This is a genomic window from Frankia sp. AiPa1 (assembly GCF_023243075.1).
Classification (GTDB): Bacteria; Actinomycetota; Actinomycetes; order Frankiales; family Frankiaceae; genus Frankia.
Window position 1 is genome coordinate 19,468 of the sequence record NZ_JALKFZ020000125.1, and the last position, 14,150, is coordinate 33,617.

Here is a 14,150-nt window from a genome sequence, read left to right on the forward strand (position 1 = left end):
CGATGCGGGCCGGGAATGCCGTGCTAACTCAGACGGCCGGCTTCTACCCGGACAGTGCGCGGAAGGCGCTCGATTGTTGTCGGACGGTGTGCGATGACAAGCAGTGTGCGTCCGGGCCGCAGGCGTTCCACGGCGTCCTCGAGGCGCCGCGCCGCCTGCGGGTCGAGGTCGGCGGTCGCCTCGTCGAGCACCAGCACCGGTGGATCCACCAACGCCGCCCGCAACAGACCGACGATCTGCCGCTCCCCGGCGGACAGCCGGGAGCCACGGGCCCCGAGGTCGGCGTCGAGCCCGCCGTCGAGCCCGTCGACCCAGTCGGACAGGCCCAGCTGCTCGACGGCTCGTTCCATCGCCGCCCGGTCCGGCGCGCCCGGGGTGAGCGCGAGGTTCTCGGCCAGCGTGCCGGTGATCAGATGCACCTGCTGCGGGATGAGCACGATGCGCTCGCGCACCTGCGCCGGGTGCACGCCGCGCAGGTCCACCCCGCCGAAGCGGACCGCGCCGGCGTCCGGTTCGTAGAGCCCGGTGAGCAGCTTGGCCAGCGTCGTCTTGCCGGATCCGGTGACGCCGATCAGACCGGCCCGGTCGCCTTCCGCGAAGGCGACCGAGACGTCCCGCACGATGTCGGCGCCGTCGTAGGCGAACCGCAGCCCGTCGGCGACCAGATCCCCGCGCGCCGGCAGGCCGCCGGTGCGGTCGGGTGGGCGCGGCTCGACCGGGGGCAGCGTGGCCAGCAGGTCGACCAGACGGGCGAGGCCGACCCGGGCGACCTGGGCCTCCCCGGCGATCCCGGACAGCGTCAGCAGGTTCTCGAACAGGTTGCGGGTGGCGAGGACGAACACGACGACCGCGCCGACCCCGAGATGATCTCCCCGCACGAGCCAGACGCCGAGCAGCAGCAGCGCCGCCGTGGCCAGGCCCTCGAGCGCGCTGAACAGCTCCAGGCGGCTCTGCACGTCGATGGCCCGCGTGTTCGCCGCGTGCAGCTCGTCGTTGTCCCGGCGGAAGCGGCGCACCCACTCGTCCGGGCGTCCCGGCGCGACCAGCGCCTCGTGCGCGGTGAGGGTCTCGGTGAAGGTCGCGGTCATCGCCGCGTCCGCGGCGGCCTGCCGGCCGAACGCCCCGCCCGCACCCCGGTTGAACCAGGCCAGCACGCCGATGGCGAGCGGCAGGAACAGCGCGATGAGCAGCAGTGTGAGCAGCCACGAGTACACCAGCAGCAGGCCGGTCGTCAGGAAGACGGTGAGAGTGACGCCGACCAGGTTCGGCAGCTGGTCGCGCAGGAACAGGGTCAGGTCGGCGATCTCGCCGGTGGAGCGGCGCAGCAGGTCACCGGTGCGGTGCGCCTCGATGAAGCGCAGCGGCGCGGCGGCGAGCCGTTCGACGACGAGATCCCGCAGGCCACGGATGGTCCGCTCGCCGGCCTGCGACATGAGGACCTCGGACTGGCGCAGCATCAGCATCCGCGCCACGACCACGGCCACGAGGACGGCGACCGCCCACCACAGCCGGGACCGGTCGTGCTCGGTCACCGCGTCCACACCCCAGCCGATCACCGGCGCGATCGCCACCACCGCGGCGGTGCTCGCGAGACTGGCCAGCAGCGCACCGAACACGATCGCCCGGTGCGGGCGCAGGTACGGCCAGAAGCGCCGGAACACGCCTTTCGTCGTCGGCTCCTCGGCCAACGTGCGGGTCTCAGCCACGGCTGCCTCCGGTCTGCGCGCCGACGACGTCCAGGTACAGCACCCGGTCGGCGGCGGCCAGCACCGACGGGCGGTGCGAGATGACGACCAGCGCGGTCCGCGGCGCCCAAGCCCGCAGCCGGGCGAGGATCGTGGCCTCGGTCGCCGCGTCCACCGCGGCGGTGACGTCGTCGAGGATCAGCACGTCGGGCCGGCCGAGCAGCCCCCGGGCCAGCGCCAGTCGCTGGCCCTGACCGCCGGAGACGGTCGCGCCGCGCTCGCCGAGCGAGGTGTCGTAACCGTCGGGCAGGTTCGAGACGAAGTCGTCGACCGCGGCGACCTCGGCGGCGGCGCGCAGCGCCCCGAGATCGAACTCCCGGCCGACGCGCAGGTTGTCCGCCACGGTGCCGGCGAGAATGAGCGGGCGCTGCGGCACCAGACCGATCCGGCTGGACAGCTCCACCCGGGCGACGCGGCGCAGATCCACCCCGCCGAGGCTGACCGTGCCGGCCTGCGGGTCCTCCAGCCGGCACAGCAGGCGGGCAAGCGTCGTCTTGCCGCTGCCGGTCGGCCCGGTCACCGCGACGAACTCCCCGGCGGCGACGCGCAGGTCGACCGGCCCGAGCACCGGGCGGCCGTCGTGCACGGCGGTGATGCCCCGCGCGACCAGCTCACCGCCCGGCGGCGGAACCTCGGCGTCGGCCGGATCGTCGGCGCTGACCGGCGTGTCGAGGATCTCGGCGATCCGGGTGGCGGCGACCCGGGCCTGTCCGCGCGAGGCCAGCAGGTCCACCGCGATCGTGACGGCCAGCGTCAGCGTGGTCATCCAGGACGTGAACGCGACCAGACCACCGATGGTGAGATCGCCGTGCAGGGCGGCGGTGCCGCCGATGGCGAGGCCCGCCGCGATCGCCAGGCGCGGCACCGCCGGTGGGATCGCCGTCCACGACGCCGAGATGCGCGCGGCGGCCATCGTGTGCCCGGTCTGCGCCGCGCTGCGTTCGTGATGGCGACGCACGAGCTCCGCCTCGCCGCCGATACCGCGCACCGCGGCGCTCGCCGTCAGCAGGTCGTCGACGGCGTCGGCCCGGGCGCCGAACGCCTCCGAGAGCTGGTCGTTGGCCACGTCGAACCGGCCGGGGAAGAAGGCGTTGGCAAGCGCCACCAGCGGGATCGTCACGACCCCGACCACCAGCAGCAGCGGGTCGAGCAGGGCGAAGGCAGGCAGCACCACGACGATCGTCACCGCGATGCGGATCCAGATCGACAGGCTCTGCACCCACAGCCGGACCAGGTCGACGTCGCGGGTGGCGCGCATCGCCAGGTCACCGTGACCGTAGCGGGCGAGCGCCGGTCGGTCGAAGGCGGCGACCCGCTCGACGATCGAGGCCCGCAGCCCGTGGGCGACCCGGGCCGCGGCCCGGCCCGACCAGCGCAGACCCGCCATCCCACCGAGGCTGAACGCGACGGCGACCAACGCCGCGGGGATTGCCCACCGCACCGTCTCGTCCACCGAACCCGGGGTGATCCCCCGGTCCAGGGCCCGCTGGATGCACCAGGGCAGCGCGAGCATCGCGACCTGCTGGACGATCGTGGCCAGCGCGCCGAACGTCAGCTCGCGCCGCCGCGGGCGCAGCCGCTCCCGCAGCAGCCGTCTGCCCGTCGAGCTGTTCACAGCGACGCCGGGGCCGGGGCCGGGGCCTGCGAGCGCAGCGGGATGACCAGCGGTGTGCCGGATTCCGGGTCGGTGATGACCCGGCAGGCCAGACCGAAGACCTCGCGCACCAGCTCGGCGGTGACGATCTCGTTCGGCGGCCCCTGGGCGATGATCCGCCCGTCGCGCATCGCCACGAGGTGCCCCGCGTACCGGCTGGCCTGGTTGAGGTCGTGCAGCACCGCCACCAGCGTGTGCCCGCCGTCCGCCAGCAGTCCGGCGCACAGGTCGAGCACCTCGATCTGGTGGGCGATGTCGAGGAAGGTCGTCGGCTCGTCCAGCAGCAGGATCGGGGTCTGCTGGGCGAGCACCATGGCCAGCCACACCCGCTGACGCTGCCCGCCGGACAGCTCGTCGACCGGACGATCGACGAGCTCGGTGAGGTGGGTGCGCTCCATCACCTCGGCGACGACCTGCTCGTCCTGGCGGGACCACTGGCGCAGCAGCCGCTGGTGCGGGTAGCGGCCGCGGGCGACCAGATCCGCCACGGTGATCCCGGCGGGCGCGGTCGCCGACTGGGCGAGCAGCCCCAGCCGGCGCGCGACCTCCTTCGTCGGATAGGACGAGATCAGCTCCCCGTCGAGGTGGACGGCGCCGGCCTTCGGCCGCAGCAACCGGACCAGCGCGCGCAACAGCGTCGACTTGCCACAGGCGTTCGGCCCGACGATGACGGTGAACGCCCCGTCCGGGATCTCGATGCCGAGTCCGCTGGCCACGACCCGCCGGTCGTACGCCAGAGTGAGATCATGCGCGCTCAGCCGCGTCATCGCCCCTCGCCTCCCATCATCCCTGCCGCTGCTGCCGGACGAGCAGAATCGCGAGGTAGAGCCCGCCGACGACGGCGGTTGCCACTCCCACCGGCAGTTGGGTCGGCGCGAACACCCGCTGCGCCGCGAAATCGCTGACGGCGACCAGGGTGGCGCCGGCGAACGCGGTGGCGACCAGCGGCGGTGCCGACGCCCGGCACAGCCAGCGGGCCAACGGTGGCGCGGTGAGCGCGACGAACCCGATCGGCCCCGCGGCGGCGGTCGCGACGGCCGCCAGCGCCGCACCGACGGCGATGAGCGCGGCCCGGCTGCGACCGACACCCACCCCGAGCGCCTGCGCGGTGTCGTCGCCGAGCTCCAGATAGGCCAGGCGCCGCCCCAGCCACAGGGCCAGCGGAATCAGGATGGCCAGCGCGATCGCGAGCGGCCGGACCTGGGCCCAGCCCCGGCTGTTCAGGCTGCCGATCAGCCAGACCTGCGCGGCGACCGCGTCCGCGAGGTCCGTTCGGGTGATCAGATAGGAGTTGACGGACGACAACAGCGCGCCCATCGCGATCCCGATCAGCACCAGACGCGGCCCGGCCACCCCACGCTTGTAGGCAAGCGTGTAGACCGCCATGCCGGTCAGCACGCCGCCGACGACCGCGCCGAGCGTCGCCTGCCCCGCGCTGCCATGCAGCACCAGCAGGACGATGATCGCCCCGGTGGCGGAGCCGAACGTGAAGCCGAGCAGGTCCGGGCTGCCCAGCAGGTTTCCCGACACACTCTGGAAGATCGCTCCGGACAGCGCGAGCCCCGCCCCGACCAGCAGGCCGGTCAGCAGCCGCGGCAGGCGCAGCGAGTTGATGACGAAGTCGTTGCCGCCGCTGCCCTGACCGAACAGGGTGCGCAGCACGTCGGAGACCGGGATCTGGTAGTCGCCGGTGGTCAGCGCGGCCACGCCGACCGCCACGACCGCCACCGCGAACCCGGCGCTGACGAGAATCGCCCGCGGCGAGACGCGCCCGGGGGCCGTCACGCGTGGGCCAGCCGGGCACGTCGGCACAGGGCGATGAACACCGGCGCCCCGACCACGGCCGTGACCACCCCGACCCGCAGCTCACCCGGAGCGATGATCAGCCGGCCGATGAGATCCGAGCCGATCAGCAGAATCGCGGCGAGCACCGCCGAGTAGGGCAGGACCCAGCGCTGGTCCGTCCCCGCGATCGCCCGGGCGGCGTGCGGGACGGCGAGGCCGACGAAGGTGATCGGCCCGGCGGCGGCGGTGGCCGCGCCGCACAGCAACACGACCGCGAGGGCGCCGAGCGCCCGCGCCCGGTTCAGGTGGACGCCAAGCCCCCGGGCGGCCTGCTCGCCGAGGGCCAACGCGTTCAGGGACCGGGCCTGACTGAGCGCCAGCAGCAGGCCGACGACGATGAAGGGCCAGGTCGCCGACAGGGTGGGGGCGCCCGGCGCGGCCAGCGAGCCGACGTCCCAGAACCGGTACCGGTCGAACGCGGTGGGGTCCAGGATCAGGATCGCGTTGACGAACGCGCCGAGCAGCGCCACCGCGGCAGCGCCGGCGACCACGAGGTTCGCGGGTGTGTCCGCGCCGCGCCCGGCCGTGCCGATCAGGAAGACGGCGACGGAGGTGAGCGCCGCCCCGCCGAACGCGAACCAGACGTAGCCGGCGGTGCTCGTCACCCCGAACACCGCGATGCCCAGGGCGACCGCCGCGGAGGAGCCCATGCTGATGCCGAGCAGCCCCGGCTCCGCCAGGTCGTTGCGCGTCAGTGCCTGGGTGACCGCGCCGGACACCCCCAGGGCCGCGCCGACCACGAGCGCGAGCAGCGTCCGCGGGATCCGCAGGTCGTGCACGACCAGGGCCGCGGTGGACCCGTCGTTGTGCCGCAGCACCCGCCAGACCGTGCCGAACGGCACGTGGTTGGCCCCCGCCCACAGACTCAGCAGGCACATCGCGGCCAGCACCGCGACGGCGGCGGCGAGACCCGCCGCACGCGGCGACGCACCGTGGCGTCGCACACCGTGGGTTCGCACGCCGTGGGTTCGCACATCAGGGGGTCGCGCCTCGGGGACGGCCGGGACTGTCCCGGTTGGTCCGTCCCGCGTAGGAGCTCGCACCGACGTGCCTCACAATCCACCCTTGAGGTAAAGATAGGTTAACTTTCTGATCAGCGACAGTATCCGCGAAGCCACCATCACGTCCAGAGGACGGACCGCTCCGGCAGAGTCACTACCAGCTACCCGAACCCCGCCGGAGGACCTCCCTTGACACACCACCAGGTCAACCCGAAGATAGGTTAGCTTACCCTAAGCAAATGACCGGAGGATCGGCTGTGGCAAGCATCGGCATCCAGGACATCGTCGGAGTCGGCTTCGGCCCCTCGAACCTGGCTCTGGCGATCGCCGTCGAGGAACACAACGCACAGGTTCCCGCGCGGGATGCCCTGCGGGTGTCGTTCCTTGAGCGGCAGGCGAATTTCGGCTGGCACCGCGGCATGCTGCTCGAGGGCGCGACCATGCAGGTCTCCTATCTCAAGGACCTGGTGACCCTGCGAAACCCGGCCAGCGGCTTCAGTTTCCTGTCGTTCCTGCACGAGCAGGAGCGCCTGGTCGACTTCATCAACCACAAGACGCAGTTCCCGTTGCGCCAGGAGTTCCACGACTATCTGGCGTGGGCCGCCCGCCGCCTCGATCATCTGGTGGACTACGACCTGCGGGTGGTCGACCTGCGGCCGGTTCTCGCCGACGGCGAGATCGCCCTGGTCGACGTGGTCGCGGTGCGTGGCGACACCGGCGAGACCGTCATCCGCCGCGCCCGCAACGTCGTGCTCGCCGTGGGGCTCGAGCCGAAGCTGCCCGCGGGCATCAACCTCGGTGAACGGGTGTGGCACAACAACGATCTGCTGGCGAGGGTGGCCAGTCTCCCGCCGGCGACCCGTGACCGGTTCGTCGTCGTCGGCGCCGGCCAGAGTGCGGCCGAGGTCACCGAGTTCCTGCATACCCGCTATCCCACGGCGCAGGTCGTCGCCCTCTTCGCCCGGTACGGATACAGCCCGGCTGACAACAGTGCGTTCGCCAACCAGATCTTCGACCCGTCCGCCGTCGACGACTTCTACACCGCCCCGCCCGCCGTGAAGGACATGCTCGGCGCCTACCACCGCAGCACCAACTACTCGGTGGTCGACATCGACCTGATCGACGAGCTGTACCGCCGGGTCTACCAGGAAAAGGTGCACGGCCAGGAACGCCTGCGGATGATGCGTGCCTCGCGTCTGCTCGATCTACGCACCCTGGCCGACGGTGTCTGCCTCGACGTGGAGTTCCTGCCCACCGGCACGCGGGAGACCATCGAGTCAGACATTGTGGTGTTCGCCACCGGCTACCGTTCCCGCGACCCGCGCCTGCTGCTGGGCGCCATGGCCGAGCACTGCGAGACCGACCCCGCCGATCCGTCCGATCCGCATGGTCCGGCCGGCCGCCCCCGCATCGGCCGCGACTACCGGTTGCACACCGGCTCCGGCACCAGCGCCGGGGTGTACGTGCTCGGCGCCACCGAGCACTCGCACGGCATCTCCTCGACCCTGCTGTCCAACGTCGCGGTCCGTGCCGGCGAGCTCATACAGTCGATCACCAGGCCCGCCTCCGGTCTTCTTGTCGGCCGAAGGTGAAAAGATGGGAACGGCGGGTCTCGATGTGGCCGAGCCAGAATCGGCGGGGCGGCTCGCCCCATCCGGACGCCCGGTACACCCGGTCGGTATAACCGTCGAGGTCGTATCCGTCGCTGTCCTCGGTGCGCCATCCGTAACCGAACCGGCCAGCGCGCACGCCGGTGGAGGGCACGAACATCAGCACCAGGTCGGCCTGCAGACGCGACAGGGCGGCGAACTGGGTGGCCAGGGCGTGCACCATCTCGTCTACCGGCCCGGCCACGGCTAGCTCCGCGAGCCGCTCGTCCCCGGTCAGCTCGAACACGGCGGCCCGCATCGCCATCGTCCGCACCGCCTCGACGAACAGCCCTGGGGCGTCGACATGCACGTCCCACTCGGCGAGCAGCGGGAAGCCGGTGAACGTCACCCAGCGTTCCGCGTAGGCGAGCGTCCCCGTGCGGAGCCGGCCGAACTGCGGGTGCGCCTCGATCGCGTCGAGGATGACCGCGGCGCGCTCCCCAGCAGTGTGCGGACCGGGCGGTTCAGTCCGCACAGCGCCTCCTTGAGATACAGATAGCTGCCACTTGTGCGCCTGTATCGGGGAAACCCGCGGTAGGCACGTGTCCCCCCGGGAAATCAGACGGATGACGCGGCAGGCCGGCTACCTTGCCGACAAGCACAGTCTGCGAATGTGGCGCGAAGAATGCCAGAGGTGCGCATGTTCCGCGCTGTGCTGTGCAATGTGCCGTGCTGTGCGGGTCGCGCGCCGCACGGCGGGCGAAACGGGGAGGGGCACCGGCGGTGAGCGAGAATGAGACCAGTGCCGCAGCACTCGGCCGGCGAATCCGACAGCTTCGTGGGCGAATGAGCCAGGACGCTCTCAGCAGGCGGATCGGCTTTCACCGTACCCGGATATCCAAGGCGGAGAACGGGGAACTTCCGTCCGTGGACCTGTGTGCGGCGCTCGACGAGCACTGGCAGACCGGCGGCGAACTGGCCAGCTACCACGCGAGTCTGGACCCGTCCGGCCACAGCCAGCACAGCCAGCACGACCAGAAGGAGGATCCGACGGACAGGCGCAGGCTCGTCCAGCTCGCGGCGCTGTCCGCCCTCGCCTTCGAGACGACCAGCCGCATCGACGCCTGCGCGAGCGCTCCCACCCTCAGTGAGCTCGAGGACGACGTCACGGACATCGCCTCTGGCTTCGACGCGACGCCACGGCCGGCGCTCATCGCGGAGGTCGCGGGGCGCTGGCACCAGGTCGAGACGATGCTGGAACGTCGCCTGAACGTGACCGACAGCCATCGAGCCACCCTCCTCGCCGGCCAGCTGAGCTACTACCTCGGCCGGCTGGCCTTCACCGGTGGCCACTACCGGGACGCACGCCGGTTCGCGGACCTGTCCGACCGGTACGCCGCGCAGGTCGGCGACGCGGCGCTGGTCGGTTCCCTGGCCGCGCTGCGCTCGAGCATCGCCTACTACACCCAACGGTGGGACGAGGCCGCCATCACCGCCGCCCGAGCGCGCCTGGACGCGCCACCCCATCTCACCGCGCGTCTCGCGGCCTATGAGGCGCGCAGCCACGCGCGGCTCGGACGGATCCGCGAGACCCAGCGGGCACTGGCGGACATGAACGCCGCGCGGCAGACGAGCACCATCACGCGGCCGGGCTCGTCTCCGTTCACCGCCGGATCTGCCGCCATGTTCGACGCGGTGTGTGCCGTCGAGCTCGGTGACGGCGCACAGGCCCGACGTCAGGCCAGCCAGGCCGTTGATCTCACCGACCCGTGCTCCCACGAGGAGCGTGGCCACGCCTACCTGTGCCTTGCCGCCGGCTACCTCCTGCAGGACCAGCCGGACCCGGCCGCCGCCGCGGCTGCGGGCCGCGCGGCCGTGACAGTTCCGGACGGGCATCTGTCGGCCACAGTCGTATCAGCGGTAAGCAGGCTCGTCCGGGATCTGGGCCCCTGGTCATCCGATCCCGACGTGCGTGCCCTTGGCGCGTTGGTCCACCAGTCCCGCCTTGCCCTGCCAGGGAGTGCCCCATGACGCTGACCTTCGGACGTCCCGACACCGTCACCATTCCCACTGTGGTCACCGAACGGCTGGTGCTGCGCGGCTGGCGCCGCTCGGACGTCCAGCCCTACCTCGCCATGGCGTCGCATCCGGACATGTCCCGGTACACAAGATCCCCGTCCCGGGAAAGCAGCGTGTGGAACATGACCGCCTTCCAGATCGGCCACTGGGCGCTCAACCAGTTCGGCATGTGGATCATCGAGGAACTCCGGACCGGCGACTTCCTGGGCCGGGTCGGTCTGTACGAGGAGCCGGGCTGGCCGGGCTGCGAGGTCGCCTGGACCGTGCGTCGCGACCGTTGGGGCGAAGGCATCGCCACCGAGGGCGCCCGCGCCGCCGTCGAGTTCGCCTTCACCGAAATCGGCCGCGACCGCCTGATCTCCATCATCCATCCCGAGAACCGGGCGTCGATCCGCGTCGCCGAGAAACTCGGCCTCGGCCTGGCCGAAGGCCCCGTCGACCGCGACGGCCAGCCCAGAAACATCTATGCCCTCGCCCGCACGGACTGGGAAAAAAATCAGGCAGTACTTTAGGCGGGCTGCCAGAGCTCGATCCGGTTACCCTCCGGATCGGTCACCCAGCCGAGCCGGGACCCTCAGCTGCGCATGCTCTCCTCGTACAGGACGTACCGCCCCCGGCCCTGGCGCTTGGCGGCGTACATCGCGATATCGGCGGCGTCGAGCAGTTCCCCCGGGTCGACCAGCCCCGGGCCGGACAGCGCGACGCCGACGCTGGCGGTGGCCGTGAGCCCACCGCCGCGCCCGGGCAGCCGGAGCGCCTCCACCACGTGACCGGCGATCGTCTCGACCTCGCCCATCGTCGTCATCCGCTTGCAGAGCACCGCGAACTCGTCACCGGCGAACCGCGACACGACATCGGCGGGCCGGACGGTGGGCCGCAGCCGGGTCGCCACCTCGCGGAGAAGATCGTCACCTGCGCGGTGGCCCAGGGCGTCGTTCACCGCCTTGAAGCCGTCGAGGTCGATGAACAGGACGGCCACCCGTTCGGCCCCGCGCTGGGACCGGATCAGTGCCCGCCCGAGACTGCCCAGGAACGAGGCCCGGTTCGGCAGCCCGGTGAGAGCGTCGTGCAGCGAGCTGTGCCGGGCGGAGGCCGCATGCGCGCGTTCGGCCTCACGTGCCCGCGCCAGCATCAGACCAAGCGAGATCTGACCGCCGATCGTTTCGACGAAGTCCTGGTAGTCCTGATCCAGCGCGAGCAGGTCGCTGGCGCCGACGAGGAGGAGTCCGACGGGCATGGCGCTTGTACGGTTTCTCAACGACACCGCCACCGCGGTCGACGGTGCGGGGGATCCGCCGGCCAACAGTACGGTCTCCCATCCCGGCAGCCGCGAGACGACCCGCCCGCCCCCGAGCGAGGTCGCCTGTACCACCTCGGGAACGACGCGGCCACGGTCGAGTGCCGCGAGGGCGGCGCGGGTCATCTGCCGTCCGCCCAGCCCTGATGCCGCGACCAGCCGCGGAGCCGCCAGGGACGGAGCTCGGCCCCAGAGCACCACCAGGCTGTACGGGACATCTTCCGGGTATCTTCCCAGCACGGTGGGAGCCCGGGAGCAGATGGACCGCTGCGTCCGCAGCCGCGCGAGGGCGGCGGTGAGTTCTCGTTGGCAGGCCAGTCGCCGGGACCGGATCACCTCCCGGGTGGTCTCCTGGTAGGTCGACAGAACCCCCGCTATCCGGCCACCGTCGGACATCTCCCGGATGGGACCGAACGAGAAGGTGAAGTAGGCCTCCTCCAGATAGCCATGCCGGCGGATCAGGAGGCGCTTGTTCGCCGACCACGTCGCGCCGTTCCCGGCCATCACCTGAGCGGACAACGGACCTAGCTCGTCCCAGATCTCGGGCCAGACCCACCGCAGTGGCATACCCATGGCATCTGGATGCTTGTCGCCGAGGTTGGGAATGCACGGCTCGTTGTAGAGATAGGCGAGTTCCGGTCCCCACATGACGATCATCGGGAACCGCGACTCCAGACACGTGCAGACCGCCGTGCGCAGGCTCGGGCTCCAGTCCCCCGGCGCCCGCAGGGTGGTGGTGGACCAGTCCTTGGTTGCCAGCACCCGACCGGCTGCCCCGCCGGCCGCGAACAGCGGCCCCATGTCCAGCGGCCCCATGTCCAGCGGCCCAGAGCCGGAACCAGACCCGCGGCTCGGCCCAAGGTCGCGCCCGACAGTCCGCGACGGAACAGGGCGTACCTGGCGCGTCTGAGATCGTTTCGTCGTTCACCGCCCCCATTGGCCATCGCCCGGCTCCCGCCGGCCACCCGTCACCGAGGCGCCCAACGTCCGCAGCGCCCTGCATGTGCCCCCCGCGCCGGGGCGACAAACCCGCCGCAATGATCACCAGCTGGTCGGCGGGTGCGTGCGGGCCGCGGCGACCCTGCCGGCGAGTTCGAGCGGCGCTGTGTCGAGAACGGGCAGGTCGACTCCACGCCGGCGCAGGGGCTTCGGCTCGGCCGCGGACGGTTCCGCGGAACCGTCTGACGCCGACGGCCGGCCGGGGTCTCGGCAAGGCGCTGACGGCAAGGCGCTGATCGCGAGTCATGGGGGGAAGTCGCATGAACGAGCGACTGCGCGGCCCGGCGATCTTCGGATCGCTGGCCTCGGCGCAGGTCGAGGGCGCCGTCTAGTGGCAGGCAAGCAGGTTCGGCTCTTTCTGGTCGATGGCACGCCCGGCGGGTTGATGACCGCGGAGATCATGAACTGGACCGGTCACGTCCTGAAGGGCAAGCGTGAGCGGCTGGGCGACATCCGTGCCAGGCCCGCTACCTCGAGTCGAGACTGGTGAAGCTGGCGAGCTCGCTCGGGCGTGTTCAGACGTTCCCCACCGAGGGCACCGCGAAGCAGTACGCGGCTCGCCGGGCCAGGCACGCGGCACTACAAAGACGTGCCCTTCTCGTCACCCTCCGCCGCCGCGGCCATCTCGTTGGGGCGCGCATCGTCGAATGGACGCACCGCCTGGATTACCGACGCGGGGCAGACCTACGGGCAGTGGGAGAGCACGAAGATCTGAGAATCGCCGAGCCATGAACTGGCCCGCTCGCCGCGTCATCTTGGAGCAGCGAGCCGTAATAGTCCGGCGTGCGCCTCACGCTCAGTTATCCCCGCCTGCCCGGCTGGCCTGGGGCGCCCGGGGAGATCACGGGTCGGTGTACTTCTTCGACCGCAACATCACCTGCGAGTCGGTGCCGATGACCGTTCCCCCTGCCGGGCTCTGGGAGACGACATGCCAGTTTCGATCAAGAACCAGGAATCGCCCCTGGCCGGTGGCGTCCTGTTCGGCGAGGTTGTAGAAGCCGGCGGCCTGGAGGGTGTCCTGGGCGGTCTGGTGGTTCATCCCGACAACGTTCGGCACCGCCTTCTGCACGGCCGGCGCTGACGTCGCTACTGCCGCCGCTGCTGCCGGCGCCGCAGCGGCTGGCGCAGCAGCTGCGTCTGTGACCACGGCGGCGGGAGAGCCCGGGACACCGGCGGAGGAGGCGGTAGAAGCTCCATTGCCTCCTCCGCCAGCAGCGATACCGATCACCAGGAGCAGAAACGCGACGCCCGCACCGATTCCGATCTTCGCGTTACGGGAAAGCCCCCGGTCGCCATAGCCTTCGGGCCGATAGCCCCGCTTGTCGTACTCGTAGCTCATCGTGCGTTCCCCCGTTTGATACGTGTGACCGCGCATACTAGCGATCAGCCCCATCGCGGATGCACACGGCATTCAGGGATTGACGGTGCGTTGACGGTCCCGCGAGAGCTGGGCGAACCGCACTGGCACTCTTCCCGCGCCGAGACCCTGCTCGGCAGGGGTGGCTCCGCGCCGGTCGCCGGGTCAGGTCGTGCGGTCCTACCTGGCCGAGACCGTGCGCCTGATCGAGCGGTTCGACGCGTTCGAGATCTTGGCGCACTCGAAGTCAACACCAGGGTTCCGCTACACCGCCAAATGCTGGCATGGTGGCGTGAGGAGGGTGACCAGGCCATCACTTTCGTCAGCGACGCTCACGACCCCGGCACCCTCGCCCGAGGCTTCCGCGACGCCGTGCGCATAGCTGAGGCACCGCCTCTGCCGTTACCGGGTAGAAGGACATCCCCGCTCATTGGCAGCGGTGTGTCGTTGGCAGCGGTGTGTCGTTGGCAGCGGTGTGTCGCGCGTCGGGCAGCCGGGCATCACGCAGGCCGGCGGCTGGACCGGGAGCCCACCTGTACATGCATCTGCTGCGGTCGTCCGGGGCGCAGACCGCGGAAACGAGA

13 protein-coding genes are annotated in these 14,150 nt (G+C 71.3%); 5 read left to right on the forward strand and 8 right to left on the reverse strand.

Annotated features, from left to right (window positions below):
• Nucleotides 1–23: 23 nt before the first annotated feature.
• From MXD95_RS10995 to MXD95_RS11015, 5 genes are read right to left on the reverse strand one after another with little or no spacing between them, the layout of a single operon-like run.
• A complete protein-coding gene (locus MXD95_RS10995; RefSeq protein ID WP_250640483.1) occupies nt 24–1,706 on the reverse strand; it encodes an ABC transporter ATP-binding protein in 1,683 nt (560 codons plus the stop codon).
• On the reverse strand, nt 1,699–3,360 hold the full coding sequence (locus MXD95_RS11000) for an ABC transporter ATP-binding protein (protein ID WP_250640484.1): 1,662 nt from the start codon (nt 3,358–3,360) through the stop codon (nt 1,699–1,701). Before MXD95_RS11000 ends, MXD95_RS10995 begins: the two co-directional genes overlap by 8 nt.
• Nucleotides 3,357–4,166, reverse strand: a complete 810-nt coding sequence (locus MXD95_RS11005; protein ID WP_250640485.1) for an ABC transporter ATP-binding protein — start codon at nt 4,164–4,166, stop codon at nt 3,357–3,359. The genes MXD95_RS11000 and MXD95_RS11005 overlap by 4 nt, the downstream gene beginning before the upstream one ends.
• A 16-nt stretch (nt 4,167–4,182) precedes the next feature.
• Complete coding sequence (locus MXD95_RS11010) at nt 4,183–5,184, reverse strand: FecCD family ABC transporter permease (RefSeq protein ID WP_250640486.1); 1,002 nt, start codon at nt 5,182–5,184, stop codon at nt 4,183–4,185.
• Nucleotides 5,181–6,203: a FecCD family ABC transporter permease gene (locus MXD95_RS11015; protein ID WP_250640487.1), complete on the reverse strand. Its 1,023-nt coding sequence runs from the start codon at nt 6,201–6,203 to the stop codon at nt 5,181–5,183. Before MXD95_RS11015 ends, MXD95_RS11010 begins: the two co-directional genes overlap by 4 nt.
• A gap of 281 nt (nt 6,204–6,484) precedes the next feature.
• Between MXD95_RS11015 and MXD95_RS11020 the strand changes: the two genes are divergently transcribed.
• Nucleotides 6,485–7,837 (forward strand): lysine N(6)-hydroxylase/L-ornithine N(5)-oxygenase family protein, encoded by a 1,353-nt coding sequence (locus MXD95_RS11020; protein ID WP_250640488.1) that lies wholly within the window; start codon nt 6,485–6,487, stop codon nt 7,835–7,837.
• Here MXD95_RS11020 and MXD95_RS11025 read toward each other — a convergent pair.
• Nucleotides 7,797–8,369 (reverse strand): hypothetical protein, encoded by a 573-nt coding sequence (locus MXD95_RS11025; RefSeq protein ID WP_250640489.1) that lies wholly within the window; start codon nt 8,367–8,369, stop codon nt 7,797–7,799. The two genes, MXD95_RS11020 and MXD95_RS11025, sit on opposite strands and share 41 nt — an antisense overlap.
• 248 nt (nt 8,370–8,617) lie before the next feature.
• On the opposite strand from MXD95_RS11025, the gene MXD95_RS11030 reads away from it, so the two are divergent.
• Nucleotides 8,618–9,865, forward strand: a complete 1,248-nt coding sequence (locus MXD95_RS11030) for a helix-turn-helix transcriptional regulator (RefSeq protein ID WP_250640490.1) — start codon at nt 8,618–8,620, stop codon at nt 9,863–9,865.
• Complete coding sequence (locus tag MXD95_RS11035) at nt 9,862–10,425, forward strand: GNAT family N-acetyltransferase (RefSeq protein ID WP_250640491.1); 564 nt, start codon at nt 9,862–9,864, stop codon at nt 10,423–10,425. The genes MXD95_RS11030 and MXD95_RS11035 overlap by 4 nt, the downstream gene beginning before the upstream one ends.
• 62 nt (nt 10,426–10,487) lie before the next feature.
• On the opposite strand, the gene MXD95_RS11040 is transcribed toward MXD95_RS11035, so the two are convergent.
• On the reverse strand, nt 10,488–12,026 hold the full coding sequence (locus MXD95_RS11040; protein ID WP_250640492.1) for a GGDEF domain-containing protein: 1,539 nt from the start codon (nt 12,024–12,026) through the stop codon (nt 10,488–10,490).
• A gap of 514 nt (nt 12,027–12,540) precedes the next feature.
• Here MXD95_RS11040 and MXD95_RS11045 point away from each other — a divergent pair.
• Both MXD95_RS11045 and MXD95_RS29240 read left to right on the forward strand, forming a co-directional pair.
• Nucleotides 12,541–12,699 carry a hypothetical protein gene (locus MXD95_RS11045; protein ID WP_250640493.1) on the forward strand — a complete coding sequence of 53 codons (159 nt, stop codon included), beginning with the start codon at nt 12,541–12,543 and terminating at the stop codon, nt 12,697–12,699.
• A gap of 99 nt (nt 12,700–12,798) precedes the next feature.
• Complete coding sequence (locus tag MXD95_RS29240) at nt 12,799–12,924, forward strand: DUF4357 domain-containing protein (protein ID WP_374122007.1); 126 nt, start codon at nt 12,799–12,801, stop codon at nt 12,922–12,924.
• A gap of 126 nt (nt 12,925–13,050) precedes the next feature.
• Here the strand turns inward: MXD95_RS29240 and MXD95_RS11050 are convergent, their stop codons facing one another.
• Nucleotides 13,051–13,602, reverse strand: a complete 552-nt coding sequence (locus MXD95_RS11050; protein ID WP_250640494.1) for a PASTA domain-containing protein — start codon at nt 13,600–13,602, stop codon at nt 13,051–13,053.
• Nucleotides 13,603–14,150: the final 548 nt, after the last annotated feature.